Annotated in this window: 21 protein-coding genes; 5 read left to right on the plus strand and 16 right to left on the minus strand. The window is 65.7% G+C overall.

Features of this window, described 5'->3' with window-relative positions; genetic code table 11:
• Positions 1 to 7 precede the first annotated feature (7 nt).
• The 3 genes from CR918_RS11390 to CR918_RS11400 form a co-directional block, all read right to left on the minus strand.
• On the minus strand, positions 8 to 727 hold the full coding sequence (locus CR918_RS11390) for a hypothetical protein (protein WP_223486030.1): 720 nt from the start codon (positions 725 to 727) through the stop codon (positions 8 to 10).
• A 202-nt stretch (positions 728 to 929) separates the two neighbouring features.
• Positions 930 to 1721 carry an SGNH/GDSL hydrolase family protein gene (locus CR918_RS11395; protein ID WP_099842980.1) on the minus strand — a complete coding sequence of 264 codons (792 nt, stop codon included), beginning with the start codon at positions 1719 to 1721 and terminating at the stop codon, positions 930 to 932.
• Between the two features lie 49 nt (positions 1722 to 1770).
• Positions 1771 to 2739: a DUF2268 domain-containing putative Zn-dependent protease gene (locus CR918_RS11400; protein WP_099842982.1), complete on the minus strand. Its 969-nt coding sequence runs from the start codon at positions 2737 to 2739 to the stop codon at positions 1771 to 1773.
• A 140-nt stretch (positions 2740 to 2879) separates the two neighbouring features.
• Between CR918_RS11400 and CR918_RS11405 the strand changes: the two genes are divergently transcribed.
• Positions 2880 to 3863: a hypothetical protein gene (locus CR918_RS11405; protein ID WP_099842984.1), complete on the plus strand. Its 984-nt coding sequence runs from the start codon at positions 2880 to 2882 to the stop codon at positions 3861 to 3863.
• Between the two features lie 13 nt (positions 3864 to 3876).
• Here the strand turns inward: CR918_RS11405 and CR918_RS11410 are convergent, their stop codons facing one another.
• The 3 genes from CR918_RS11410 to CR918_RS11420 form a co-directional block, all read right to left on the minus strand.
• Positions 3877 to 4200, minus strand: coding sequence for a hypothetical protein (locus CR918_RS11410; RefSeq protein WP_099842986.1), 324 nt, complete (start codon positions 4198 to 4200; stop codon positions 3877 to 3879).
• A 168-nt stretch (positions 4201 to 4368) separates the two neighbouring features.
• Complete coding sequence (locus CR918_RS11415; protein WP_099842988.1) at positions 4369 to 6831, minus strand: S9 family peptidase; 2463 nt, start codon at positions 6829 to 6831, stop codon at positions 4369 to 4371.
• A gap of 155 nt (positions 6832 to 6986) precedes the next feature.
• Positions 6987 to 7322: a hypothetical protein gene (locus tag CR918_RS11420; RefSeq protein WP_025876944.1), complete on the minus strand. Its 336-nt coding sequence runs from the start codon at positions 7320 to 7322 to the stop codon at positions 6987 to 6989.
• Between the two features lie 760 nt (positions 7323 to 8082).
• Here CR918_RS11420 and CR918_RS11425 point away from each other — a divergent pair.
• The 4 genes from CR918_RS11425 to CR918_RS11440 all read left to right on the plus strand — a co-directional run bounded on the left by CR918_RS11425 (position 8083) and on the right by CR918_RS11440 (position 11244).
• Entirely contained in the window at positions 8083 to 8589 is a 507-nt protein-coding gene (locus CR918_RS11425; protein ID WP_243379075.1) for a hypothetical protein, read from the plus strand.
• Positions 8590 to 8602: 13 nt separating this feature from the next.
• The gene (locus CR918_RS11430) at positions 8603 to 10033 is read left to right on the plus strand and encodes an XVIPCD domain-containing protein (protein WP_099842992.1); all 1431 of its coding nucleotides are present in this window, start codon (positions 8603 to 8605) and stop codon (positions 10031 to 10033) included.
• 64 nt (positions 10034 to 10097) lie between these two features.
• Positions 10098 to 10874 carry a HipA family kinase gene (locus CR918_RS11435; protein ID WP_093819081.1) on the plus strand — a complete coding sequence of 259 codons (777 nt, stop codon included), beginning with the start codon at positions 10098 to 10100 and terminating at the stop codon, positions 10872 to 10874.
• Complete coding sequence (locus CR918_RS11440) at positions 10852 to 11244, plus strand: DUF3037 domain-containing protein (protein ID WP_025876936.1); 393 nt, start codon at positions 10852 to 10854, stop codon at positions 11242 to 11244. The genes CR918_RS11435 and CR918_RS11440 overlap by 23 nt, the downstream gene beginning before the upstream one ends.
• Positions 11245 to 11248: 4 nt before the next feature.
• On the opposite strand, the gene CR918_RS11445 is transcribed toward CR918_RS11440, so the two are convergent.
• The 10 genes from CR918_RS11445 to ligA all read right to left on the minus strand — a co-directional run bounded on the left by CR918_RS11445 (position 11249) and on the right by ligA (position 25274).
• A complete protein-coding gene (locus tag CR918_RS11445; protein WP_165780902.1) occupies positions 11249 to 11632 on the minus strand; it encodes an energy transducer TonB in 384 nt (127 codons plus the stop codon).
• A gap of 46 nt (positions 11633 to 11678) precedes the next feature.
• On the minus strand, positions 11679 to 12212 hold the full coding sequence (locus CR918_RS11450) for a DUF4952 domain-containing protein (protein ID WP_341476891.1): 534 nt from the start codon (positions 12210 to 12212) through the stop codon (positions 11679 to 11681).
• Positions 12212 to 13717 (minus strand): serine hydrolase domain-containing protein, encoded by a 1506-nt coding sequence (locus tag CR918_RS11455; RefSeq protein WP_243379078.1) that lies wholly within the window; start codon positions 13715 to 13717, stop codon positions 12212 to 12214. Before CR918_RS11455 ends, CR918_RS11450 begins: the two co-directional genes overlap by 1 nt.
• A gap of 13 nt (positions 13718 to 13730) precedes the next feature.
• Entirely contained in the window at positions 13731 to 16256 is a 2526-nt protein-coding gene (locus CR918_RS11460; protein ID WP_099842998.1) for a membrane-bound PQQ-dependent dehydrogenase, glucose/quinate/shikimate family, read from the minus strand.
• A 130-nt stretch (positions 16257 to 16386) separates the two neighbouring features.
• The gene (gene gyrA, locus CR918_RS11465) at positions 16387 to 19101 is read right to left on the minus strand and encodes a DNA gyrase subunit A (protein ID WP_025876925.1); all 2715 of its coding nucleotides are present in this window, start codon (positions 19099 to 19101) and stop codon (positions 16387 to 16389) included.
• Between the two features lie 233 nt (positions 19102 to 19334).
• Positions 19335 to 20399, minus strand: coding sequence for an S-methyl-5-thioribose-1-phosphate isomerase (gene mtnA, locus CR918_RS11470; protein ID WP_099843000.1), 1065 nt, complete (start codon positions 20397 to 20399; stop codon positions 19335 to 19337).
• Between the two features lie 47 nt (positions 20400 to 20446).
• The gene (locus tag CR918_RS11475) at positions 20447 to 21178 is read right to left on the minus strand and encodes a DUF3011 domain-containing protein (RefSeq protein ID WP_099843002.1); all 732 of its coding nucleotides are present in this window, start codon (positions 21176 to 21178) and stop codon (positions 20447 to 20449) included.
• A gap of 134 nt (positions 21179 to 21312) precedes the next feature.
• Positions 21313 to 22269, minus strand: a complete 957-nt coding sequence (gene epmA, locus CR918_RS11480; protein ID WP_099843004.1) for an EF-P lysine aminoacylase EpmA — start codon at positions 22267 to 22269, stop codon at positions 21313 to 21315.
• Positions 22266 to 22751, minus strand: a complete 486-nt coding sequence (locus CR918_RS11485; protein ID WP_025876917.1) for a GNAT family N-acetyltransferase — start codon at positions 22749 to 22751, stop codon at positions 22266 to 22268. The genes epmA and CR918_RS11485 overlap by 4 nt, the downstream gene beginning before the upstream one ends.
• Before the next feature lie 51 nt (positions 22752 to 22802).
• The gene (gene ligA, locus CR918_RS11490) at positions 22803 to 25274 is read right to left on the minus strand and encodes an NAD-dependent DNA ligase LigA (protein WP_207759536.1); all 2472 of its coding nucleotides are present in this window, start codon (positions 25272 to 25274) and stop codon (positions 22803 to 22805) included.
• Positions 25275 to 25342 lie beyond the last annotated feature (68 nt).

Below are 25342 nucleotides of genomic sequence, written 5' to 3' on the forward strand. Positions count from 1 at the left end.
ACGCAGATCAGGGGGCAGACGCCTCCACCATCATGGGGGTCACGAAGGTGATCTGCGTGCGGCCACCCACATGCAGCACATACTCGAAGGTCTGCCGCATCAGGCTGTACGCGCCACCTTCGGGCGCGCCATAGTTGGCGCCGACGCTCACGGTGTGCCGACCGGGCGTCAGTGGCTTGAGCATCAGCCAGTAGCCGTCGGCTGCAGCCAATCTCGAGTCGTCGTCATCCGGATCCATGCGGAAGCAACCTTCGCTCTTCACCCGGTGCAGGCGCATGTCACCCAACGGCTGCCCGTCCAGCAGCACCACAGCGCTGACAAGATGGTCGTTGTTGATCGCCGCGCCGGCCTGCAGCTCCTCGCAGGAGACGTCTTCCCCGGTCTGGTAGCTGGCCATGTTGATGATGGGCAGCAACAGGTGCCTGCCTTCGGGCACCACGCACTGCCTGCGTGGCTGGAAGCGGCCATTGGTTCCTGCCAGGTTCCAGACCGGTCCCTCCTGGCCCAGTTCGCACAGGCGACCATCGGGATCCAGGTAAGGCGCAACCCTCTGCTCGTCAGCCCAGCGCCACCAACGCGCGGTCCATTCGCTCAGGGAAATGCCGGCCACCGCCTCACGTGTGACCGGAGACGCTGCAGGCGCGGCAAGGGCGCTCGCCTGACCTGCAAACATCAGTACCGTGGCCACGCCGGCCAAGCGCAGCCTGCTGCCGATTCCGTTCTGCATTCCCTGCCTCGTCGTCCCTGGCGGCCACCGTGCGCGGCCGGCTCGGTGGACACTCTATCGCAGCGGCGCCGCGTCCGTTGGTGATGCGTTTCTGTGAGTGGCTTCTGGCGGAACTGGCGATAGGGTAGTGTCGGCTGCTGGCCGGCAGTCCGTTCGGCATGCAGATCGAGGTTGCCGGCCAGCGGCCGGCACTACCCCAGTCTCAGCGCTTGGGCGCGTTCGCCTGCGCGCGCTTGATCGCCGCCTCGGCCAGCGGAGCCATCAGCGCATAGCCCTTCGCCGTCGGATGCACGCCATCGGTTGCCAACTGCGCATCCAGTCCGCCGGCACGGTTGGCCATCGGCGTGTGGTAGTCCAGATAGACCAGCCCGCGTGCATCGGCTTGCCGCTTCAACGCAGCATTCAATGCACGCACCTTGGATGCAGGTGCTATGCCCGGGATCCACGGGTACTCGCTGACCGGCAACACCGACGCCAGCACCACCGCGATGCCATGCGCTTTGGCCAGATCCAGCATGGCCTGCAGGTTGTCCTCGATCATCGCCTGCGTGGACGGGCCGGTGTTCCCGGCGATGTCATTGGTGCCGGCCAGGATCACCACCACATTCGGGCGCAGCGCCAGCACATCCTGCGAAAAGCGCACCAGCATCTGTGCGGTGGTCTGCCCGCTGATGCCGCGATTGAGGTAACCCTTGCCGGGGAAGAAGGTGCTGCTGCCTTCCTTGCCCCAGCCTTCGGTGATCGAATCGCCGAAGAACACCACGCGTGACTGGCCGTCCCGTGGCGCGGGCAAAGCAGCATTGGCTGCGCGGTACTTCTGCAGCTGCGGCCAATCGGACAGACGCTGCTGCATGAAGCGCACTTCGTCTGGCTGCACCTGCTCCACTGGCTTGGTCAGCAATGGATTGCTGACCGCCTGCACCAACACTGGCGTGGCCAGCCCCGCCATGAGCGATCCGGCCAGCAGCCAGGCCAGTGAAGTCCTCCTGCGCATGAGCATCCTCCGTTGTCGACCTGGGCAGTCTAGCGCGGCCTGCCAATGGTCACTTGGCCGATGCAGCCGCCCTTGCCGCCACACCCGTCACCTTCGCCGGCATCCACATCCCTGGCGTCCAGCCGCTGGCCTGCAGGATCGCCTTCGGGTTGTCCTGCTGGATCAGCGCGCGCACGGCATCGCGCTTGTTGCCGGCCTGCAGGTAATACGCCTTGGCGATGCGGTAGCCCACCCAGTAACCCAGATCGTAGGGCTCCTGCGAACCCGGCGTGTAGTTGTACAGCCAGGGCGCCAGATCGGTGCTGTCCACGTCCAGCGCGAAGGCACTTTCGATATGCACTTCCCTGCCCCGCGTCCAGCCGGCATGCCGACCATTGCCAACGTTGCCGGAAATCAGCTCGGCGATGAACTCGGCGATCCCCTCGCCCAGCGACTCGCGCAGCACCGTCGCCCGCGGGTCGCCTGCTTCGTACTCGCTCACGCCGGTCTGCTGGATATGCACGTACTCATGCGCGATCACGTGCACGAAGCGGTCCTGCGCGTTGGTGTTCATGAAATCGGCCGCGCACAGCGCTTCCAGGCCGATCACCACGCCATCGGGGTACGTCATGCCCACCGGCTTGCCGCGCCCCACCACGATCGCCACCGGCGGAAACTTCGCCTGAGGATAGATCGCCTGCAGATTAGCGAACACCTGCACCAGTCGCTGCCGCACCGCCGGCAACTCTGCCAGGCAGGCCCGTCCATTGGCGTACAGCGCGGGGTCGCGCGCCATCGCTTCGGCCATGCGCTGGGCGGTCACCCGGCGCAGCTTGGCGAACTGGCCCAGGCTCGGCGTGCCCTGTGCCAGGTACTGCTCAAGCTGGGCCACGCTGGGCTTGCCGCCAGCGGCCTCGTACAGCGCGTAGAAACGGGTGGCATCAGCGGTCAGGATTTCCGGTCCCGGCGCGGCCGCCTGGGCAGTGCCGATCACCCCGCCGAGGGCCAGGGCAAGCAGGCAACGCAATGACACGAACATGGCTCCGTCCTTGGTGGAGTGCACGCGAAGCGCGCAATCTACCACCGCGTCGTCGCATGCGCTGCCGTATCGTGCAACGCACTCTGCGGCTGTGCCAGACTCGTGCCGACCGGCTGCCAGGGAAGCGAGGGGAATACAGGATGATGATCGTTCCAGCGTACTGGGCCGAAGCCCGCCTGCAGGACAGGTACAGGGGACGCCCGCTGGTGGTACGCCGGTTCGGCTGGTCCGACGACGACCAGGACGCCGCGCAGGTCCACGCCGATGCACGTGCACGCGAAGCGCTTGATGCCATCCTCAGTGGCCAGTCCGTGCCGCGTCGCGAGCGACGAACCAACTACGGTGTCGAAGGCATCCCGATCCGCGAGCAGATCGTGCAGCGCAGCGATGACGTCATCGTTACCCGCAACAGCTACGGCGCGTTATGCCTGAACACCCCGGACGTACTGTTTGCGGATATCGACCACGTGTCCACTCCGTCAGGCTGCGCATTGCCGCTGCTGGGTGCGCTGGGGCTGCTGGCGGCCGGTGCGCTGATCGGCGGTGCGCTGGGCAACTTCAACATCGGCCTGGCGGCCGGCGGCATTGCCATGGTGGTGGTCAACCAGATCCTGTCGGGGCGGCGCAATCGACGGCTCGCCCGGGCCGGCGGCGTCGAGGGCATCGCACTGCAGCGCGTGCAGGCATTCGTCGAGCACCACCCCGACTGGCACCTGCGCGCTTACCGCACCCCGGCCGGGCTGCGCATACTGGCGATGCATGCCACGTTCGAACCACAGGATGCGCAGGTGCATGCCTTCTTCAAGGCATTGGGCACCGACACGTTGTATGCACGCATGTGCACGCTGCAGCATTGCTTCCGTGCGCGGCTGACACCCAAACCGTGGCGGCTTGGCATCATCGCGCACATCCGTCCGCCGGTGGCGGCCTGGTCGGCCGAGCAGGCCAGCAACCCCGACCGCCTGGCGTGGGTCGCCGACTACGAAAGGGAAAGCGCCGGCTTCGCTGCATGCGCCTATGTCCGCAGCTTCGGCGATGAGCGCCGCGTGCATGCCAAGGCCGAACGCGTGCGCGACCTGCATGATCGGATGTCGCGTGCGCTGGAGAACCTGCCGCTGGGCTGAGTGCCCGTCGTGCTCAGCGGCCGCCCTGCACGAAGGGTTGGCCCGCCAGCGTGGTTCCCACCTGCAGAGCGACCTGCTGCCCATCCTTGGCGAAAGTGCTGCTGCAATTGTTGCCGCCCTTCTGGCAGCCCACTTCCGGGAAACCGTCCAACACTTCGGGTGCATCGCGTGGCGGGCTGGCCTGCCATCCTGCGGCATCAAGAAGGCGCTTGGCCTTGCTGTAGGGCATGCCGGCAGTGATGCCCAATGCTGCCAGTTCTGCCGGCAGCGGCTGGGCGAATGCAATGCCCGGGACAACGGACATCGACAGCGATACGGCGAGGATGAAGGCCTTCATGGAGCGAACCCGTAGCGGACATCAGATGCGCAGCGTACCGCAGCTTTGTGGCCGATCCATGCCTGCATCACAGATGGTTACGCAACACCCACAGGGGGATACCTGGACTGGATGCCTGGACTGGACGCCTGAACCAGAAAGGCCGCCCCGGAAGGCGGCCTTGCCGGATTACTTCGCGTTCTTCACGTAGGTGTCGAACCAATTCAGCATTTCCGACACCAGCTGCTCGTTCGATTCCAGCGCGGTATACCAGTGCGGTTCGTTGGGCAGCATCACCAGGCGGGTGGTACCACCATTGCCGCGGATCGCCTGGTACAGCTTGCGCGACTGGAACGGCTCGGTGCCCGGGTTGGCATCGTCCTCGCCGTGGACCAGCAGCAGCGGCAGCTTGATCTTGTCGGCATAGAAGAAGGGCGACGCCTTCAGGTACACATCCTGCGCCTGCCATACCGAGCGACGCTCGTTCTGGAAGCCGAACGGGGTGAAGGTCTTGTTGTACGAGCCACTGGTCGCCACGCCGGCCTTGAACAGGTTGGTGTGGGCGATCAGGTTGGCGGTCATCAGGCCACCATGGCTGTGGCCGGTCACGCCGATACGGTTGCGGTCGACCACGCCCAGCTCCACGGCCTTGTCCACCGCCGCCTTGGCGTCGGCTTCCAGCTGTTCCAGATAGGTGTCGTAGGCGTTCTTCGGGTCACCCACGATCGGGAACGAGGCGTTGTCGATGATCGCGTAGCCGGCCAGCAGCATCAGGCGGTACGGCTGCAGACGGGTGAACGTCTGCTGCGAACCGGAGACCTGGCCGGCCTGCGCGGCATTGGCGAAGTCGGCCGGGTAGGCATACAGGATCGCCGGCACGCGCTGGCCTTCCTTGTAGCCCGGCGGCGTGTACAGGGTGAACGACAGGTCCACGCCATCGGCGCGCTTGTAGGTCACCAGGCGCTTCTGGATCTGCCGCACTTCCGGGGTCGGGTCGACCAGCTTGGTCAACGCAGCAGGCTTGGACTGGAACTGTGCCTCGCCGGCCTTGGCATCGTTGACGCGCTCACCGAGCAGACGCACGAATGCGTTCGGCGGGTCCATCACCGACTGATGCCAGGTCAGGAAGCGACCCGGTGTATTGCTGAACCCCAGGAACTGCTCGTACGCATCGGCATCACTGCGGAACAGGCGTTCGCTCTTCAACGTTGCCAGATCAAGCGCATCCAGGAACGGACGGTCGCCCTGCGGCGAGGCCCCCTGCCCGCGCAGGAACACGGTGTTGCCCTCCTGGCGCACCACCGGCGCACCGCTGGGCAGGCGCTTGAACACCAGGTTGCCCGGGTTGCCGTACAGCTCATCGCTGGACATGTCCCACAGCAGGCGACCTTCCTTCTTCGGCTGGTCCACATCGACGATGCGGGCCTGCATCCAGTGGCGGTTCTCGTCGTTCTCGAACTGGAACGACACGGCCGGGTCGGCCGACCACGCAAAGCCCTCGAAGCGCTGTGCAGTGCGGGCGATTTCCACCGGCTTGCCGGTGAACGGGGCCTTCAGCATCAGCACGCGATCGCGATGCGGCACGCTCACCTTCCAGTCGCCCTTGTCCAGCGCTTCGGCATAGACCAGGGTGGCCGGGTCGGTGGAGCGCCAGTCATAACCCCGCGGGCCTTCCGGCACACCGTGTACCGGCACGCGATCGGCCAGCGGCAGGCTGGCCAGAACCGTATTGCGGCCATTGGCCAGGTCCAGCACCGCCACATCATTGGCGAAACGCTGGTAGGTCACCGCATGCGAGAACGGCGCCTTCAGGGTCTCGGTCAGCACATGCACGCCATCGGGCGCGGCGTTGACGTCGTTGTAAAGCGCCGGCTGGCCAACCGGGCGCACGCTGCCGACAGCGGCATCGACCACCGCCAGCTGCGAGGCACCGTAATAGGCGAACAGCTTTTCATCGTGCACGCTGGTCAGCGTGTCACGCGCTTCATAGGTGCTGCTCTCGCCACTGCTGCCCAGCGACTCCTGCGCGTCCGAACCGGTGGGCGTACCGCCGTTGGACGGCGCCGGCCCCTGGTTGGCCGGCACCAGCTTCACCAGCAGGTTCTGGCTGCCGCCCAGCCACTGCACCGTGCTGCCGAAGATGGGGTTCAACTGCACGTTCGGCACCTGCTTCACCTGGCCGGTGGCGGCGTCGCCGACCCACAGCTGCACGCTGGTATCGACGGCATTCTGGAAGGCGAAACGGCTGCCATCGGCCGACCACTGTGCGCCACCTGCGCACCCCTGCGGCAGGTTCACCTTGGTGCTCTTGCCGCTGACGATCTCGACCAGGGTGAAGTCGGCCACACAGGCCGGAATGCCATAGCCGCCCGGGGTGTCGTGGCGGCTGCGGTTCTTAGGTTCCAAGCGCACGCCAGCCAGCTTCAGGTACGGCTGGGCCACACGGGTGATGGACGGATAGGTCTGTGCGGTGGTCAGCAGCAGGCGCTGGCCGCTGGGGTCGATGTTCGGTGCCGGCGGCGGCGGCGCCTTGAGCACCTTGAGCAGGTGTTCCGGCGGCTTGGCGTAGTCGGCAAAGGCCGGGCCGGCGGCCAGCAGGCCGAGCGTGGCAACGGCAACGGCCGCCGCCAGAGAGGTACGACGGATGAGCATCCTTTTCCCCTGGGGTGTGAGTTGGGTACCCGCACGGCGGGCATGGGCCGAATCTAACACCCCCTGCCCACCGGGAAATGGGCCGGAAGGGCTAGTCGCCCCATCCTGCAAAGCGTGGCCCTGCCTGGCCCGGCCCCTCTCTGGATGCCCTTCGCCTACTGCCGCGCGTGCAGTTCCCAGGTGGACAGATAATCGGGATCGATCACCGTCACCCCGCTGGACCGCAACTGGTACTCGCCCGGTGCGGCCGGCAGGTACTGGTCCAGCATGGGCGGTAGGTAGCGCTCATGGCCGTCATCGCCATCGGCCAGCACCAGCCCTTCTTCGGCACTGACCCGCAGCACGGTGCCGGCAAACTGCTCCAGCCCCTGCACCTGGCCATCGCCACCAAAACGGGTAACGCCCACCAGCACCAGCTTGCCAATCATCTGCGCGGCCTTGGCATCATCCAGATCCAGGGGCGGCAGGGCTCCTCTCGATTCGTTGCTCATCGTGCACCTCGGAAGCCTGCGTGGACATCGTGGACGAGATGCGCGCCCAGTGCTGCGAACGAAGCAGCGCCATGGGGCGACTCGCATGCATGTAGTGGCTCTGCGCACTGCGGGATGCAGAGCCAACCATCGGTGCTCAACTCACGGAAGAATTCTGTCTGAGGCTGCATGAACCGCAGCAACGTCTTCAGCATGTCTGCCAACACCAGCGCACGCTGCCTGCGCGACAGGCTGGTTGCTGATGCAGTAGGTATACGCGTGAACAGGACTGTGCATCGCGGGCCTCCTTGCCGAGGGGAGTGGCCTCGCAGGACCACGTTCAACGCTGCGCAAATGTGCCGGAAACAAGCTGGCGGGTGTCGGTCGCGGGAAAGCGGCAGGGAGGCCTGCAATTCAAGGCCACGCCAGTGCTTGATCGACTCACGGCTGAATGCTGCCACCTCTCACGGAATGAGGAAGTGAAGAAAATTCCATGGCATCCAGAGCCGACTGCGCGCCGCCAGGGAGAGCCCGGCGCTGGCAACTCCGCTTGCAGCAAACACCTGAGGTCCGAAGCGCCCGGTCCCGGTGCCAGCAATCGTCAATTCCATTTAACCTGTGATTCACCTGGCCCACTTTAGGGTCAGCGCTCAACATGCAGGGAACGCTTATGCTTGGGTACGCATTCACACGGCCGTGGACAATCGTCCTAAGTGCGGCCTCGCTCTGCGCCTGCGCACACGCGACTGACCATTCGTCGACTTCTCAAGGACCCGCTACCATGGCATCGACTGCCTCCGACGCCGCAACGCCGTCTGCGCTCACCGCAGATCAACTCCTGTTGCGTCTGCTGGATCTGATCAAGGACACCACCTCCACCCGTGAACTGACCCTTGAACGGGTATCGCAGGCCATGCAGGCGCCCGCGCAGAGTTTCGGCCCGGGGCACTTCGGCTACGGCGGCACGCTGACGCCGGAATGGAGCTACGGCCTCGAAATCAAGACGGCTGGCGCCGCCGATACGCGTCTCGATCTCAATTTCATCGACACCACCGCCGAGCGTAAAGCCAACGCATCGGCGATCTGCCAGGTCGACTTCGATCAGTTCGCCTCGGGTCTGCAGGCCGCGGGCTTCAAGCGTGAAACCATCCGCGGCGAGCACGGCCGCATCATCCATGACCGTTTCGATCGCCCGAACCTGAGCATCAAGGTCGACACGATGGCTGAGAATCCGACCCCGTCTGGCGAGCCGGCGCATGCCTGCGTCCGCCTTGTCACCGTGCAGTAAGGAGCACCGCACCATGCCTACGCTTTCAGCGGATACGGAACGCCTGCTGACCGAATTTGCAGGAAAACCCGATGTAACGACCGATCAGGTCGACAACCTTCGCAAGGCCATCGCCAACTCTCCGGCGCTGGCAGCCCAGGTCGACTCGGCCATCGCCGCCGGTCATCTGCAGCGCTTTGAGCTGCTGCCTGCCGACAGCAGTGTGGGCGGCGAGTACGACGGCGGCGCAAAGACGATCAGCCTGCCGGCATCCAGTCTGTCCACACCAGCGCGGGACAGGCACGACGCTGCAGAGCTGACTTTCGTACTGGGCCATGAGCTGCAGCATGGGTTCAATGATGCAGCGACCGAACGGGCCTATAAGCAGTTTGATTCCGATATTGCAGACATTGCTGCACGCGATTCGACCCACGACTACACCCAGGCCATCGGCACCCTGCTCGCAGCCAACCGGCGCGACGAGGCATCGGCGAACATCGAGGGCTGGAATGCGCTGGTCGGCATGGTCAAGACCGCCAAACCGGACGCCACGCTGGAAGATCTCTACAAAGCAAGTACCCGTGCAGAGGAGTTCGTGCGCGTGCAGCCCGGCCCGCCGATGACCTATGCCGCGCATCCGGACCTGACGCTCAATGCAGACCTGAGCATGACCGCCACTGCCGCCAACATCGAGGGCATGGGCAAGCACTACTACGACGAAGGTGTGTCGTCGCGGCTGGGTCCCAACGGCAATTCGGATTACCAGAACTACTACGCCACCGATGCCATCGGCCGCGCCTGCAAGGAAGAAGCCAAGAACCCCGCACCCGATGGCATCAGCCGGATGTCGGTGAACATGGCACAGCTCGGCCTGCAGGAAAGCCTGCTGGAACAGAACGGTCTCTCTCTGGGTAAAGGCACGCCACCACGGCAGCCCTACTTCGATACCAGCACCTCACCGTCCACGCTGCACTATTTCGACCACACCGAGGGCACCTACGCCCACGTGCCCATCACTGCACAGGCGATCACACCCGTGCCGACCGAAGCGCAGGCTGCGCCGTTGGCGGGTGGCAACGACCGTGCCCTGCACGATCAGATTCGCGGCAAGGTGGCAGAGCTGGATGCCGCCAACGGCCGCAGCTTCGACGCCTCCAGTGAACGACTGAGCGCAAGCCTGCTGGTACTGGCCCGCGAGAACGGCCTGGACCGCGTGGATCATGTGGTGCTCAGCCGGCAGGCAGGCGATGTCGCTGCGGCGCAGAACGTGTTCGTGGTGAAGGGAGCGCTGGATGATCCTGCGTCGCTGCGTGCATCGGCAGCCACGGCCGAAGCCGCGCAGCGGCCGGTGCAGGAAAGCCTGGACAGCCTCGCTATCGTCAACCAGCGCCAGGCCGACCACGCCTCGCAGGAACAGACGCGCCAGCAGGTGCAGGAACAGCAGCGCAGCGCGTTGTCGCACTGAGGTCAGGGACAGCGCCGGACACCACCCGGCGCACCCCATGCATGTGCCACGCTAGAATGCACCCATGCGTACCGTCCATGCCCTCCGCTATATAACCCCCTTGCGGGAAGGTGGCTCGCTGCCTGCCGTGGTCGAGACCGACGACGACGGTATGGCGGTGCTCAAGTTCCGTGGCGCTGGCCAGGGGCCCAAGGCGCTGATCGCCGAGCTGATCGCAGGCGAGATGGCACGCGCGGTGGGCCTGCCGATTCCGGAGATCCTGTTCGTCGAGCTGGACAGCGAGTTCGCGCGGACCGAGCCGGACCCGGAGATCCAGGACCTGATCCGCGCCAGCGAAGGCCTGAACCTGGGCCTGGATTACCTGCCCGGCGCGATCAATTACGATCCGGCGGCGATGCCGGTGGACGCCGACCTGGCCTCGCGCATCGTCTGGTTTGATGCATTCACCAGCAACGTCGATCGCACCACGCGCAATCCGAACCTGATGGTCTGGCACCGCAAGCTGTACCTGATCGACCACGGTGCGGCGATGTACTTCCATCACGACTGGGCCAACGCCGGCGATGCCTGCGAGAAGCCGTTCGTGTTGATCCGTGACCACGTGCTGCTGTCATTCGCCAGCCGCATCGCCGAGGTGGATGCCGAGCTGGCCGCGCGCCTGCCTGATACGGAGATCGAGCGCATCGTCGGCCTGGTGCCGGACAGCTGGCTGGTCGATGAGCCGGCCTTCGACAGCCCCCAAGCTTACCGGCAGGGCTACATCAACTACCTGAAGCATCGCCTGAAGGTGCGTGCGGTGTTCGTGCAGGAGGCCATCCGTGCCCACGCTGCACACGTATGACTATGCCGTCATCCGCGTGGTACCGCGGGTGGAGCGCGAGGAGTTCATCAACGTCGGCGTGATCGTATCCTGCCCGGGTGCACGGCACCTGGAAGCGGCAATCGAGATCGATGCCGCGCGCCTGCACGCCTTCGCGCCGGCGCTGGATATTGAAGCGCTGCAGCCGTGGCTGGATGCCATCGTGGCGATCTGCCGGGGCGATGCCGGCGCCGGCCCGATCGCGCAGCTGCCTGCGCGCGCGCGCTTCCATTTCCTGACCGCCAAGCGCAGCTCGGTGGTGCAGATGTCCAGCACACACGTAGGCCGCACGGCGGACCCGGCGGGCGTGGTCGAACACCTGATGGCAAAGATGGTTCGGGTACCTGCCTAGCGCACTACTTGCCACTGCCCCAGCGTGCAGTCATTTCGCTGCGGATCGGCGTGCGCTCGGTATTGCTGTCCGTTGCCGTGAAGCGCATCGCCTTGACCGCATTCAACGCCCAGCCACTGAAGGCCGTCGACGGCTTGGCCTCCACCACCTTTACGTCATACGTACGGCCGCGCTTGTTGACCGAATAGGCCACGGTCACCTCCTCCGCAAACGGCACACGGCCGGGGTCGACATTGAGTTGTGGGCGGAAGGTGCCCTCCACCGGCTTCCAGTACGTCAGCGCTTCGGCCTGCGGCAGCTGCAGCGGCTCGGGAGATGCGGCGGCGGCGACCTGGCTCAGTGCCAGGGCAAGCGTGATGGCAGCAACGCGGAGCAGCATCGGGGGCATGGTTGTCATTCCTTGTACGCCAGTGGTTGGTTGCAAGCGTACGCCATCAAGGGCCTTTGCGGTTCACCGCAACGGTTACCGTGAAGTAGGGAATCGCGCTCCACTGCGTGCGCGGATGATGCAGCGATTCCACGCCCATGCCGATCTGGTACTTCACGCTGCCCGGCTGCTCATGCCAGAAATAAGGCGCGCCGCTGCTCCAGCCACAACATACATACGTCAATGACGGCATGCCAAAGGTCTGCTGCAGATAGGCTTCGATCTTCGCCGCCGAGGCACCGCTGACGCGATACCGCGCTTCCATCGGCTGGATGTAGGAATCGTCGTCCTGCGTGCAGCCTAGGTATTCCAGCTCGGCTGGTTTGCGTCCCATCGCCTGCAGGAAATCCTGGCAGACGGTGTCGGGGCGAGCCAGGCCTTCGGAGCGGCCGTGCAGTTCCCACTCTGCAAGCGCGGCGTCGGGACGCTGTGCCTGTGCCGTGCCGGCAAGAAGTAAAGCCATGCACAGCGATGACCATTGCAGTCCAATCAGGCCCCTCTTGCCGCTCTGCTGTCGGTCGTTGCTGCCGGCGCCGTGCATCACAGGGGCACGCGGCGGGCGATGTAGTTGATCACATTGCCCATTGCATCCGGATCGACGTTGGCCAGGCCGATCAGTACATATCCCTGCTCAGGCATCACCACAATGGCGCTGTTCGAGCCGGGCGCCCCGCCCTCATGGCCGAACTGGCGCTGCCTGCCCTCTCCCTGCACCATGAACCCGTAGCCGTACCAGCCCTTGTTGTTCTGCGGACGCGTGGCCTGCTGTAGCCACGCCGGCGAAACCAGGGTGCCGGCACGCAGGGCCTCGGCGAACTTCAACATGTCACCCACGGTGCTGTAACCGCCACCGGCCGCAGTCCCGCGCCATGGCAGGGATCTGGTTTCGCTGAGCCACTGTCCTTTCACCCGGGTATAGCCGGGTGCACGATGTGGAACGTCCACCGATTCCGGCTCAAAGCCGGTTGCCGTCATGCCCGCTGCGCGGAGAATATGGTCGTTGACGTAGTGGTAGTACGTCTGCCCGGACACCACCTCGATGATCCGGCCGAGCACAATGAACCCGTAGTTGGAATAGCCGTCCTGGCTGCCTGCGGAAAACTGCGGGGGATCCTTGGCGAAGTGCTGCACATAATCGTCGTGCGTTCTCAGTGACGCGGCGTAGTGCTCGAAATCATCACCGAAGAAATCACCGAGCCCACTGGTATGGTTGAGCAGTTGCCGGATCGTGACCGTACCTGCCACCCCTTCGTTGGGATAGTCCGCCAGGCGCTTGCCGATGGTGTCATCCAGGGTAAGACGGCCGGCCTCAGCCAGTTGCAGGATCGCCACTGCGGTGAACATCTTGTTGGAAGAGGCAAGGCGGAACTGCGTCTGCGCATCGACGGGCACGCGCTGCTCACGGTTGGCGAGCCCTCCCTGCCACTGCATCAGCACCTTGCCATCGTGCGCGACCAGCACGGCGCCAGAGAGTGCGTCGGCCGCCTGCAGCGCGTTGAGCCGTGCCGTGATTTCGCCCAGAAGTGCCGGCAGCTCCATTCGTGCGGGCTGGAACTGTTGCGGCGTCGGCACACCTTCCAACTGGAACAGCTTCACGTGGCGTGGAGCGGCAGGGTCCATTTCCGCAGTCAACAGCATCGCCCGTTCACTGTTCTCGCCCAGCACCAGCACTTCGACCTTCTCCGGCGTGCTCGAGCGGACGTCGAGCACCTTCATCGGCCCACTGGACGCACGGAACTCCAGGTAATCCTGCGGGCCGCTGCCCGCCTTCTTTGCGTACCTGTCGGCGAACGCCTGCAATCCATCGAGGCTGCCCGCATTGAAGGCAGCCAACCATTCATCCACGGCATCCTGTGCGCGCGGACCGCTCGATCCGGCAGGTACTTCGGCCGCACCAACACTGGATGACAATGCCGGCAGCAAGGCGAAAGCCAACAGCAAGGCACAGAAGCGTTGACGGTACACGGACATGGCGAATCCTTCGCAGGCAGAACGTAGCGCCATCCTAGAGGACAATCGCACAGAGTCCATGCACTGCAGCCGCACTCACACCCTTGGGCTATTCCGGCAACGCATACGCCATCACGTAATCCCCGGCCGGCGTCTCCATGAAATGGTGCCCGCCAGCCATGATGACCACGTACTGCCGCCCGCCCTGCTCGTACACCATCGGGTTGGCCTGGCCACCGGCTGGCAGCTTGGTGTGCCACAGCTCCTTGCCGGTCTTCAGGTCGATGGCACGCAGCAGGTCGTCGGTCGCTGCGGCGATGAAGATCAGGCCGCTGGCGGTCACCACCGAACCGCCATTGTTCGGCGTGCCGATTTCAATGGGCAGGCCGGAGCGGATGCCGAAGGGGCCGTTGCCACGCGCGCTGCCGAACGGCCGGTCCCACAGCAGCTTGCCGCTGCGCAGGTCGATCGCACGGATACCGCCATAGGGCGGCTGCTTGCACAGCAGGCCAGTGAACGGCAGCCGCCAGCCAGCGTTGACGTCGATGCCATAGGGCGTGCCGACCTGCGGATCCCCTGCGCCTTCGGCACCGCCCTTGTCGGCGCGCATCTGCTCGCGCGGCAGCCAGCCCTTGCGGTCGGCTTCGGCGCGCGGCACCAGCCGGTTGTAGTTGGGCATGTCGTTGTAGTTGGCCACGATCACGCCACGCCGCGTATCGATGGCCACGCTGCCCCAGTCCGAGCCACCGTTGTAGCCGGGGTATTCGATGGAGTGGTGATCGCTGCTGGGCGGTGTGTAGAACCCTTCGTAATGTGCCTTGCGGAACTGGATTCGGCAGACCAGCTGGTCGATGGGGGTGATGCCCCACATGTCGCGCTCGGTCAGCGCGTCGTCGCGCCGCAGCGTGTGATACAGCGAGAACAGCTGGGTGGCGGCGCGCTGCACGGGCTCCACGCCGCCCTGTGGCACCTTGCGCTCCTCAGCCGGGGTCAGCAGCTGGCCGTTGCGGCGGTCGAGGATGTACATGTCGCCCTGCTTGGTGGGCAGCAGGATCGCCGGCACCTTTCCCGATGCCGTCGGGTAGTCGATCAGGCTGGCCTGCGAACCCAGGTCGTAGTCCCAGACATCCTTGCGCACGGCCTGGAAATGCCAGACCGGCTTGCCGGTAGCCACATCGATGGCGACCAGCGAGGTCGCGTACCTGTTCTGGTTTTCGGTGCGCGAGCCACTCCAGTAGTCGCCTGCGGAATTGCCCATCGGCAGGTACACCAGGCCCAGTGCTTCATCGCCGGTAGCGGTGGTCCACATGTTCGGTGTACCACGTGTATAGGTCTGCTCGCGCGGTGGCAGGCCGCTGCGCTCGGGCTGGTCCATGTCCCACGCCCAGCGCAGCTTGCCGCTGATCGCGTCGTAGGCCTGGATGACGCCGGAGGGCGCGTCGCGGCGCTGGCCGTCCAGTACCTGGTGGCCGGTAACGATGACACCGCGGACGATCGCCGGCGGCGAGGTGATCGATACGTAACCCGGCGGCACCTCGCCCATGCCCAGGGTGATGTCGACCTGGCCGTTGTTGCCGAAATTCGCGCAGGGGCGACCGCTGTCGGCGTCCACCGCGATCAGGCGGCCGTCCAGCGTGCCTTCGATGATGCGTGCGCTGCAGGCTGAGCGGCTCCCTGGCGCCGCGCTCTGGTGGGTGCGGGTCGGCGGCGGTGCGGGCAGCGCGAGATCGGCAGCCACGTCAGCCAGTGCGGCATCGGCGAGGGCCGGCGCGCTGGGCAGCTCGTAATAGGACACGCCACGGCAGGCGGCCGTGTACGGGATCGACGCATCTTTCACCTTCGGGTCGAAACGCCATAGCTCCTTGCCGCTGCCGGCATCGAGGGCGATCAACTGATTGCGTGCGGTGCACAGGTACAACCGATCACCGATCTTCAGTGGCGTGGTTTCCGCACCCCAGCGCTTCTTCGGCAGGTCGCCCGTGCGGAACTGCCACGCCAGTTGCAGGGTTCCCACGTTTTCCGGGGTGACCTGCTGCAGCGGCGAATAACGGGTGGCGGCATTGCTGCGCCCCCATGCCGGCCAGTCACCCTCGGCCGGCTGGTCGGCAGGCTGCAGGCCGGTGGTGTCACGGGTGGGATCAAGCCCGGCGCTGACCGCCGGCTCCGGGAACGGCTGATGCCCGTCGACCACGCCATGCGGGGTGAACGCGAGGCCGAAGGCGGCCACGAAGACCAGCATCAGTACAGCGGCCACGCTGCGCGACAGCCGCCTGGGCACCGGTGCCTGCAGGGTCGGCGCCAGCAATGCCAGGACGATGCCGAGGGCGGTCACCAGGCCCAGCCGTGGTACCCAGCGCCAGTAATCGCTGCCCGACTCCCACCAGGTCCACAGCAGGCTGCCGATGAACACCAGTGCGTACAGCAGTGCACCGCTACGCCGATTGCCCCACAACAGGATGCCGCAGACCAGCAGGCCCAAGCCCGCGATGGCGTAGTACCAGGAGCCACCGAGGCTGAGCAGCCACGCACCAAGGCCGCCGATGACCAGGCCGAGCACGATCAGCAACAGGGCCAGCACGGTAACGAGAGGATGGCGGGGAGGAGGCGCGGAAGCAGACTGCGGCGTGGCGGACATCGTCGATCTCCGGGGGCAGCATGCGCCCTTATGCCACCGTCACCGTGAAGTGCGTGCGTATTTTCGACTGCAGACACGACGACGCCGGCACAAGGCCGGCGTCGTCGGGTACCTCAGCATCGCGGCAGGATCACTCCTGCGCGGCGTCCTCGCTGCTGGCAGCAGCCGGTGCGCCGTCGGTCGCGGCCGGGGCGGCGGCGGCCACCTCGTCCTCGTCCTCGTCGATCGAGGCATCCATGCGCTCCACCGCCTGCAGCTTCTCGTCCTTGGACAGGCGGATCAGGGTCACGCCCTGGGTGTTGCGGCCGACCCGGCTGATTTCCGAGCCACGGGTACGCACCAGGGTGCCACCATCGGAGATCAGCAGGACCTCATCGTCGGTACCCATCAGCACCGCGGCAACCAGCTTGCCATTGCGCTCGGTGGTCTGGATGCCGATGACGCCCTGCGTGCCACGCCCCTTGCGCGGGTAGTCCGGCAGCGGGGTGCGCTTGCCGTAGCCGTTTTCGGTGGCGGTGAGGATGTAACGCAGGTTGGCGTCGTCGGCACCTTCGATCAGCGCATCGCCATTGGCGACGGCCTCCTCGACACCGTTGTCGTCCTCGTTCTCGTCCTCGATGCCGCCAGCACTCTCGGCCACGATCAGGCTGACCACTTCCTCGCCGGCCGGCATCCTGATGCCGCGCACGCCGGTAGCGGTACGACCCATCGAGCGGACCTTGTCTTCACCGAAGCGCACGGTCTTGCCGTTGGAGGCGAACAGCAGGATGTCGCGCTCGCCATCGGTCAGGCCGACGCCGACCAGGGCATCGCCCTCGTCGAGGTTGATCGCGATCTTGCCGCGGGCCAGACGGAAGGCGAACTCGCCCAGCGGGGTCTTCTTGACCGTACCGTTCTTGGTGGCGAAGAACACGAACTGGCCATCGGCGTACTCGCGCACCGGCAGCACGGCCTGCACGCGTTCGCCCGGCTCCAGCGGGATCCAGTTGATGATCGGACGACCGCGGGCATTGGAACCGGCTTCAGGCAGCTGGTAGACCGGCAGCCAGAACACCTTGCCCGAACTGGTGAAGGTCAGCAGCGTGTCGTGCGTGTTGACCAGCCACAGCTGCTCGATGAAATCCTCTTCCTTGGTCGACGCCGCGCTGCGGCCACGGCCGCCTCGACGCTGGGCGCGATAGGCGCTGACCGGCTGGCGCTTCACGTAACCGGCATGCGACAGGGTGACCACCACGTCTTCCGGGGCGATCAGGTCGAGGATGTCCAGGTCTTCTTCGCTGTGGCGGATCTCGGTACGGCGCTCGTCACCGAACTCGGCCCGCACGTTGATCAGCTCTTCGCGGATCACCTGCAGCAGGCGATCGGGATCTTCCAGGATATGGATGAGCCCGGCGATCACTTCCAGCAGCTGCTTGTATTCCTCGGTCAGGCGGTCCTGCTCCAGCCCGGTCAGGCGGTGCAGGCGCATTTCCAGGATCTGCGTCGCCTGGATCTCGGTCAGCTGGTAGCCGCCTTCGATCAGGCCCACGCCCTTGGGCAGGTCATCGGGACGCGAGGCTTCGGCACCGGCGGCGCCGAGCATCGAACCGACCAGGCCCGGTTCCCACAGGCGCGCAAGCATGCGCTCGCGTGCCTCGGTGGGGTTCGGCGAGGTCTTGATCAGTTCGATCATCTCGTCGATGTTGGCCAGCGCAACGGTCAGACCTTCCAGCACGTGGGCACGGGCGCGCGCCTTGCGCAGCTCGAACACGGTGCGGCGGGTAACCACTTCGCGACGGTGGCGGACGAAGGCCTCCAGCATCTGCTTGAGGTTCATCAACTGCGGGCGGCCGTCGACCAGCGCCACCATGTTGATGCCGAACACCGACTCCATCTGGGTCTGCTGGTAGAGGTTGTTGAGCACAACCTCGGCCGACTCGCCGCGCTTGATTTCGATGTAGATGCGCATGCCGTCCTTGTCGGACTCATCGCGCAGCTCGCTGATGCCTTCGATCTTCTTTTCCTTGACCAGCTCGGCGATCTTCTCGATCAGACGCGCCTTGTTCACCTGGTAAGGAATTTCAGTGACGATGATCGATTCGCGGCCGTTGTCGGCCACTTCGACATCCGCCTTGGCACGGATGCGCACGCGGCCACGGCCGGTGCGGTAACCGGCGATGATGCCGGCGGTGCCGTTGATGATGCCCGCAGTCGGGAAATCCGGGCCCGGGATGAACTCCATCAGGCCGTCGATATCGATTTCCGGATTGTCGATCAGCGCGATGCAGGCATTGATCGATTCGGTGAGGTTGTGCGGCGGAATGTTGGTCGCCATGCCCACCGCGATACCGGCCGAACCATTGACCAGCAGGTTCGGGAACCGGGTCGGCATGACCGTCGGCTCCAGTTCCTTTTCGTCGTAGTTGGGCTGGAAATCGACGGTTTCCTTGTCGATGTCCGCCATCAGCTCATGCGCAAGCCGCGACATGCGCGCCTCGGTGTATCGCATCGCCGCAGCGGAGTCGCCGTCGACCGAACCGAAGTTACCCTGGCCATCGACCAGCATGTAGCGCAGCGAGAACGGCTGTGCCAATCGCACCAGCGTGTCGTATACCGACTGGTCGCCATGCGGGTGGTACTTACCGATGACGTCACCGACGATACGTGCCGACTTGAAGTAGGGCTTGTTGCTGTGCGCGTTGAGTTCATTCATCGCAAACAGCACACGACGATGCACCGGCTTGAGGCCATCGCGCGCATCTGGCAGCGCGCGCCCCACGATCACGCTCATGGCGTAATCGAGGTAGCTCTTGCGCATCTCGTCTTCCAGGTTGACCTGGATGATTTCCTTGGCGGTTTCTGCCATTCGGGTTCCGTTGTCTGGTAGCGGTCCAGTCCGGCGCATCCACCCGGGGGTGGTCGTGCCGGAACCTCGATTCAACCGCTGGATTCTACCACACGGGGCCGTTTTCCGCCTGCCTTTACGGTGATTTTACCGGCACAAATCAGGAACTTAGGGGGTTGCCGGCCAGCGGCCGGCACTACCGGACGCCGGGGTCGGAGCCCTTTCCAGCGGAAAGGCACCCGCCCCTGCCCGCGTCAACCGCCGAAGGCGGTACGCATGTTCTCCGCGGTCGGGTTCAGGATCACCCCCCGCTCGGTCACGATGGCATCGATCAGCTCGCCCGGGGTGACATCGAACACCGGGTTCCAGGCGGCGATGCCCTCGGCCACGGTGCGGGTGCCGCCCACGCCGTACAGTTCGCCCGGGTCGCGCTGCTCGATCTCGATCTGGCTGCCGTCCACGGTATCCATGTCCACCGTCGAGGACGGCGCCACGACCATGAACTTCACCCCGTGGTGGCGGGCCGCGATGGCCAGCTGGTAGGTGCCGATCTTGTTGGCCGTATCGCCATTGGCGCAGATGCGGTCAGCGCCTACGATCACCCACTGCACCGCACCGGTCTTCATCAGGTGCGAGGCGGCCGAGTCGGCGATCAGCGTCGCGTCGATGCCGTCCTGCTGCAGCTCCCACACGGTCAGGCGCGCACCCTGCAACCACGGCCGGGTCTCACCTGCAAACACACGGGCGATGCGGTCCTGGGCCATGCCGGCGCGGATCACGCCCAGCGCCGTACCGAAGCCGGCGGTGGCCAGCGAGCCGGTATTGCAATGGGTCAACACGCCGCTGCCGGCCTCGATCAGGCCGGCACCGAGTGCGCCCATGTGGCGGTTCGCGGCGAGGTCTTCTTCGGCGATCGCTTGCGCTTCAGCCTCCAGCAGCGCCTTCCAGTCGGCACCGGCAGCGTTCAGGCAACGTCGCATGCGTGCCAGCGCCCAGGCCAGGTTGACCGCCGTCGGGCGCGAGGCATTCAGCCGCTGCAGCGCCGGTTCCAGCTGCTGCAGGGCATGCGCGCCATCGGCCGCCTGCACATCACGTGCGGCCAGCACCACACCCCAGGCGGCGGCGATGCCGATGGCCGGCGCACCGCGCACGGTCAGGGCGTGGATGGCGGCAGCCACCTCATCGCTGTCATGGCAGGCCACATGCTCGACCACGAACGGCAGCTTGCGCTGGTCGAGCAGTTGCAGGGCATCGCCGGTCCACAGGATCGGGCGGATGTGGTCGTAGCGGGCGTAGTCGAGGTCGGTGGCGGTATTCATGGCCCCATTGTAGGGCCACGCCACGCACGGATGGACCCCGTCCGGGGTCAGTTCACCGAGAATTCGGCGCGGCAGCCGCCATCGACCCAGATGCCGTTGCGGTTCCAGCCCCAGGTGCTGCCTTCCTCGCACGGGGTGCTGGAAAGCTGGTTGGAGAGGGTGGCGCTGGTGGAGATGCTGGCGCCACAGAAGCGGCGCTTCTTGGACTTGGATTCGCAGGTCAGCCGGCGCGGCATGTCGACGAAACGGCCCTGCTCGTCGGCCACCTCGAAATCACCCTGGCAACCGCGGGTGGTCCACACCTCATTGCGCTTGTAGCCCCAGCCCTGCCCTTCCCGGCACGGCAGCACCGACAGCTGCCGCAGCAACCGTACCGGCGCACCGTCCAGGCGTACCGGGCAGCTCTGCGGGCGGCCATTGGACTCACAGCGCACTACCCGCCGCACCAGTCGCTTGCGGCCCTCGGCCGAGGGCACGGCATCATTCTCTGCGCGGCGCGCGCGGAACTCGGCGCGGCAGCCCAGCGTCACCCACACGCCACTGCGGTCGGTGCCCCACTCGCTGCCACGGATGCAGCTGTTGCTGGACAACTGGCGGATCAGGTCAACGCCGTTGCTGACATCGATGTCGCAATGCACCCAACCCATGTCGCGGGATTCGCAGGTCACCACTTCGCTGTCATAGCCAAGCGACTGCGCCGATGCGGTCGACGGAAGCAGGCCACCCCATATCGCCACGGAGTACATCGGTGCCGCTACGACCGCAAACCACTTGACCAAAGCCTTCCCCATGAATGGATGAACCACGACGCAAGTGTGCGGTATCGGCTGTGATAAGAGCATCATCGTGCTTGCTGAATCAAGCGCGCAGACGCGTGTTTTCGTTCAGCCTGCCAGGTGCAGGGGAAATCGGCTCATGCGTGGGCGAAATCGAATGCAAGCACGTCGGCGATGCGCGGTGTGCGGTGCATCGCCATCAGCAGGCGATCAATGCCAACGGCAACACCGGCACAGGCGGGCATTGCAGGCAGTGCACGCAACAACGCTTCATCCAGCGCGGGCTGTACCTGCCCCCGTGCATGGCGACGCTGCAGGTCATGCTGGAAACGCGCGCGCTGTTCAGCCGCATCGTTCAGTTCGTTATAGCCATTGGCCAGTTCCACCGCGCCCAGGTACAGCTCGAAACGCTCGGCCAGCGGCGGTGTGCCGGGGCGGATGCGCGCCAGTGCCGCCTGGCTGGCGGGCCAGTCGTGGACCACGGTCATGACCGTGTCATCGAAGTGCGGTTGGATACGGTGGGTCATCAACAGATCCAGCCAATCATCGCGGGTCAGGCCTACCGGATCGATGTGCACCTCGCCCAGCGCGGCGCGCAGTTGGCCCTCATCGGCATCGAACGGGTCCACGCCGGCCTGTTGCTGAAACAGTTCGCGATAGCTCAGCACGCGCAGCGTCGCGCAGCGGCCAACCAGCGCCAACGCCTGCCCCACCAGTTCCGCGGTTTCCTGCAGCAACCGATGGTGGTCCCAGCCAACCCGATACCACTCCAGCATGGTGAACTCGGGATTGTGGCGGCCACCGGCTTCGCCATTGCGGAATACCCGGCCGAGCTCATAGCAGTCGCCCACGCCGGCAGCGAGCAGGCGCTTGAGCGGGAACTCCGGCGAGGTGCGCAGCCAGCGTCGGCGTCCGCCCGCATCGACATGGCCGCTGAAATCGGTGTGGAAGCTGTCGATGTTCGGCTCGGTGTTGCCGGCCACGGAAAGGATCGGCGTTTCCACTTCCAGCACGCCACGCTCGGCGAAGAAGCGTCGCACCAGCGCATTGAGGCTGGCACGCTGTTGCAGGCTGCGCAGCAGTGCCTCGCTCACAGGATGCCCTCCGGCCGCGGATGGTCCAGCGGCAGGGTCAGCAGATCGCGCGTGTCATCGATGTAGCCACTGGCCAGGTACAGGCGGCGCGCCAGTTCGTTGTGATGGTTCACCTCCAGCCGCAGCCGGCTGACCCCGCGCCCGCGCGCGCGTTGTTCGCAGATGGCCAGCGCCCGCTTGCCACGGCCACGGCCACGCGCGCGGTGGCTGAGGTAGAGCTCGTCGAGCAGCATGAAATGGCCGCCCTGCTCCAGGCTGAAGCCCATCGCGATCACCGCATAGCCAACGACGGCCGCGGCCTCGTCCAGCCACAGCAGCACTTCCCCGTTGCGCGGATCGGCCAGCAGCGCATCGACACCACGGCGCACGCGCGCATCGTCGAATTCGATCTTGTCTTCGGCGTAGAAATCGCGCATCAGCGCGATCAGCAGTTCCTCGTCGGCACGGGTGGCCAGGCGGAAATCCAGCGGAGCGGTCTGCATCAGTGTTCCTTTGCGGTTGCGTGCCGGGTGCCTGCGCACCCGGCCGGTTCATCACTCGTGTTCGGCCAGGTAGGCCAGCAGGCGCTCTTCATCCCACACTGGAACGCCCAGCGATTGCGCCTTGTCCAGCTTTGAACCCGCCTCGGTGCCTGCCACCACGAAACTGGTCTTCTTCGACACGCTGCCGGATACCTTTGCGCCCAGCGCCTCCAGGCGCTCCTTGGCGGTATCGCGATTGAGCTGGGCCAGCGTGCCGGTAAGCACCACCGTCTGCCCGTCCAGCGGGCCGGCCACCACTTCGGCCAGGGCCGGTGCGCTGGCCAGGATGTGCTTCATCTCCACTTCGGCGGCCAGCAACATCGCGCCATGGCCCTCGCTGTCCAGCCAGTCAGCGACGCCGCGCGCGGTGTCATCGGGCAGGCCGGCGTTGACGAACTGGCCGTGCTCGGCGTCCAGCACCGCCTGCGCGCTGGGCAGTACTGCGACCAGTTTTTCGGCGCGCAGGCGGGTAATGCCGGGAATCTCCGCTTCGACCAGCAGCTGGGCAAGATCCAGCCCCTCGCGCAGCTTCGCACTTGGCGGGTGCACGTCGCTGATGCGCACCTGCCCCACCTGCAGCAGCGCGTCGATGGCCTGCTGGTTGCCTTCCTGTTCGAAGAAGTGGCCCAGCGAGCGCGCCACTTCGCCACCGATATCCGGCACGCGCTTGAACAACGGCCACGGCAGACGGCGGATCAACGCCAGATCGCCAAACCACTGTGCCAGTGCCTTGGCGGTGCTCTCGCCGACGTGCTCGATGCCCAGTGCGAACAGCAGTCGCTCCAGCGTCGCATCACGGCTGGCATCGATCGCAGCGATCAGGTTGTCAGCCCATTTGGTCGCGATCTTCTTCGTGTTCCATTCGAAGGCTGCCGGCTGCGCCAATGCCTGCGCGCGCCACCCCGCATCGTTGCCATCCAGTTTCAACACAGCGTTGAGCACCGCGCCACTGCCTTCTGCCGGCAAGTGCAGTTTCAGGCTGGCCGCGAGCGCGGAAGGATCTTCTGCGTCCAACACCAGCTTCAGGTGCAGCAGCTGGTCGCGGGTGAGGCGGTACAGATCAGCCACGCTCCTGACGATGCCGGCGTCCACCAGGGTTTCGATGTACTTGTCGCCAAGGCCGTCGATATCCATCGCCCGTCGCGAGGCGAAGTGGGCGATGGCTTCCTTGCGCTGCGCCGGGCAGGACAGCTCGCCCGAGCAGCGCCACGCGGCAGCCCCCTCCTCGCGCACGATCTCCGAGCCGCACACCGGGCAGCTGGTCGGCATCTGCCAGGGCGTGGTGCCGGCGGGACGGCGGTCGAGAATGACGCTGACCACTTCCGGAATCACATCGCCGGCACGGCGCACGATCACGCTGTCGCCCACGCGCACATCCAGGCGCGCGATCTGGTCGGCGTTGTGCAGGGTGGCATTGGAGACGATCACACCGGCCACCGCTACCGGCGCAAGGCGCGCCACCGGGGTGGCAGCACCGGTGCGGCCGATCTGGATTTCGATGGCCTCCAGCGTAGTGCTCTGTTCCTGCGCCGGGAACTTGTGCGCGATGGCCCAGCGTGGTGCGCGCGACACGAAGCCCATGGCCTGCTGGCCGGCGCGGTCATCGAGCTTGTAGACCACGCCATCAATGTCGAATGCCAGGCCGTCGCGACGCTCGCCGATGTCACGGTAGTACGCCAGCAGGCCGTCGCTGCCTTCCACCACCTTGCACAGGTCGCTGACCGGGAAACCCCAGTCGCGCAGCTGCGCCAGCGTGCCCGAGTGCGTATCGGGCAACTCACCGCCCTGCACTTCACCGGTACCGTAGGTGAAGAAACTGAGCCTGCGCTGCGCGCTGATCTTCGGGTCAAGCTGGCGCAGCGAACCGGCCGCGGCATTGCGCGGATTGGCCAGCACCTTGCCACCGTGCAGGCGCGCGCGCTCGTTGTAGGCCTCGAAGTCGGCGCGGGCCATGTAGACCTCACCGCGCACTTCCAGCACATCCGGCCAGTCCCTGCCTTTCAGGCGCTTGGGAATGTCGCCGATCTCGCGCAGGTTGGCAGTCACGTCCTCACCGGTGCTGCCATCGCCCCGGGTGGCGCCCAGCACGAAATGACCGTCCTCGTAACGCAGGCTGATCGCCAGGCCGTCCATCTTCGGTTCGGCGGAAAAACGCAGGGTGCCGCGGCGCAGGCGCTCATCGATGCGGCGCACGAAGTCGGCCACTTCCTCATCGCTGAAGGCATTGGACAGCGACAGCATCGGTACTGCATGGGTGACTTCGGCGAAGCGGCCAGACGGGCGTGCCCCGACCTGCTGGGTCGGGCTGTCGGCACGGGCGAGCTCCGGATGCTCGCGCTCCAGCGCCTCCAGCTCACGTACCAGGCGGTCGTAGTCGACGTCGGGGATCTCCGGCGCATCCAGCTCGTGATAGGCGCGATTGGCCTGGGCGATCTGCCGGCGCAGGTCTTCGGCACGTTCGGCGGGGCTGGGGCTCATCGGAATCCGCGGGTTCTGGGATGGCCGTGAATTCTACCGCGCCTGCGCGCAGCACCTTGTAGAGCTGGGCCATG

Source organism: Stenotrophomonas indicatrix (assembly GCF_002750975.1).
GTDB classification, from domain to species: domain Bacteria; phylum Pseudomonadota; class Gammaproteobacteria; order Xanthomonadales; family Xanthomonadaceae; genus Stenotrophomonas; species Stenotrophomonas indicatrix.

Bases quoted from the DNA above. Each gene is read 5' to 3' on its own strand.
- CR918_RS11395 (WP_099842980.1), bottom strand. From the start codon at position 1,721: ATGCGCAGGAGGACTTCACTGGCCTGGCTGCTGGCCGGATCGCTCATG.
- CR918_RS11400 (WP_099842982.1), bottom strand. From the start codon at position 2,739: ATGTTCGTGTCATTGCGTTGCCTGCTTGCCCTGGCCCTCGGCGGGGTG.
- CR918_RS11410 (WP_099842986.1), bottom strand. From the start codon at position 4,200: ATGAAGGCCTTCATCCTCGCCGTATCGCTGTCGATGTCCGTTGTCCCG.
- CR918_RS11420 (WP_025876944.1), bottom strand. From the start codon at position 7,322: ATGAGCAACGAATCGAGAGGAGCCCTGCCGCCCCTGGATCTGGATGAT.
- CR918_RS11485 (WP_025876917.1), bottom strand. From the start codon at position 22,751: ATGCAGACCGCTCCGCTGGATTTCCGCCTGGCCACCCGTGCCGACGAG.
- CR918_RS11445 (WP_165780902.1), bottom strand. From the start codon at position 11,632: ATGCCCCCGATGCTGCTCCGCGTTGCTGCCATCACGCTTGCCCTGGCA.
- CR918_RS11435 (WP_093819081.1), top strand. From the start codon at position 10,098: ATGCGTACCGTCCATGCCCTCCGCTATATAACCCCCTTGCGGGAAGGT.
- gyrA (WP_025876925.1), bottom strand. From the start codon at position 19,101: ATGGCAGAAACCGCCAAGGAAATCATCCAGGTCAACCTGGAAGACGAG.
- CR918_RS11450 (WP_341476891.1), bottom strand. From the start codon at position 12,212: ATGCACGGCGCCGGCAGCAACGACCGACAGCAGAGCGGCAAGAGGGGC.
- CR918_RS11460 (WP_099842998.1), bottom strand. From the start codon at position 16,256: ATGTCCGCCACGCCGCAGTCTGCTTCCGCGCCTCCTCCCCGCCATCCT.
- mtnA (WP_099843000.1), bottom strand. From the start codon at position 20,399: ATGAATACCGCCACCGACCTCGACTACGCCCGCTACGACCACATCCGC.
- CR918_RS11405 (WP_099842984.1), top strand. From the start codon at position 2,880: ATGATGATCGTTCCAGCGTACTGGGCCGAAGCCCGCCTGCAGGACAGG.
- CR918_RS11390 (WP_223486030.1), bottom strand. From the start codon at position 727: ATGCAGAACGGAATCGGCAGCAGGCTGCGCTTGGCCGGCGTGGCCACG.
- CR918_RS11425 (WP_243379075.1), top strand. From the start codon at position 8,083: ATGGCATCGACTGCCTCCGACGCCGCAACGCCGTCTGCGCTCACCGCA.
- CR918_RS11415 (WP_099842988.1), bottom strand. From the start codon at position 6,831: ATGCTCATCCGTCGTACCTCTCTGGCGGCGGCCGTTGCCGTTGCCACG.
- CR918_RS11430 (WP_099842992.1), top strand. From the start codon at position 8,603: ATGCCTACGCTTTCAGCGGATACGGAACGCCTGCTGACCGAATTTGCA.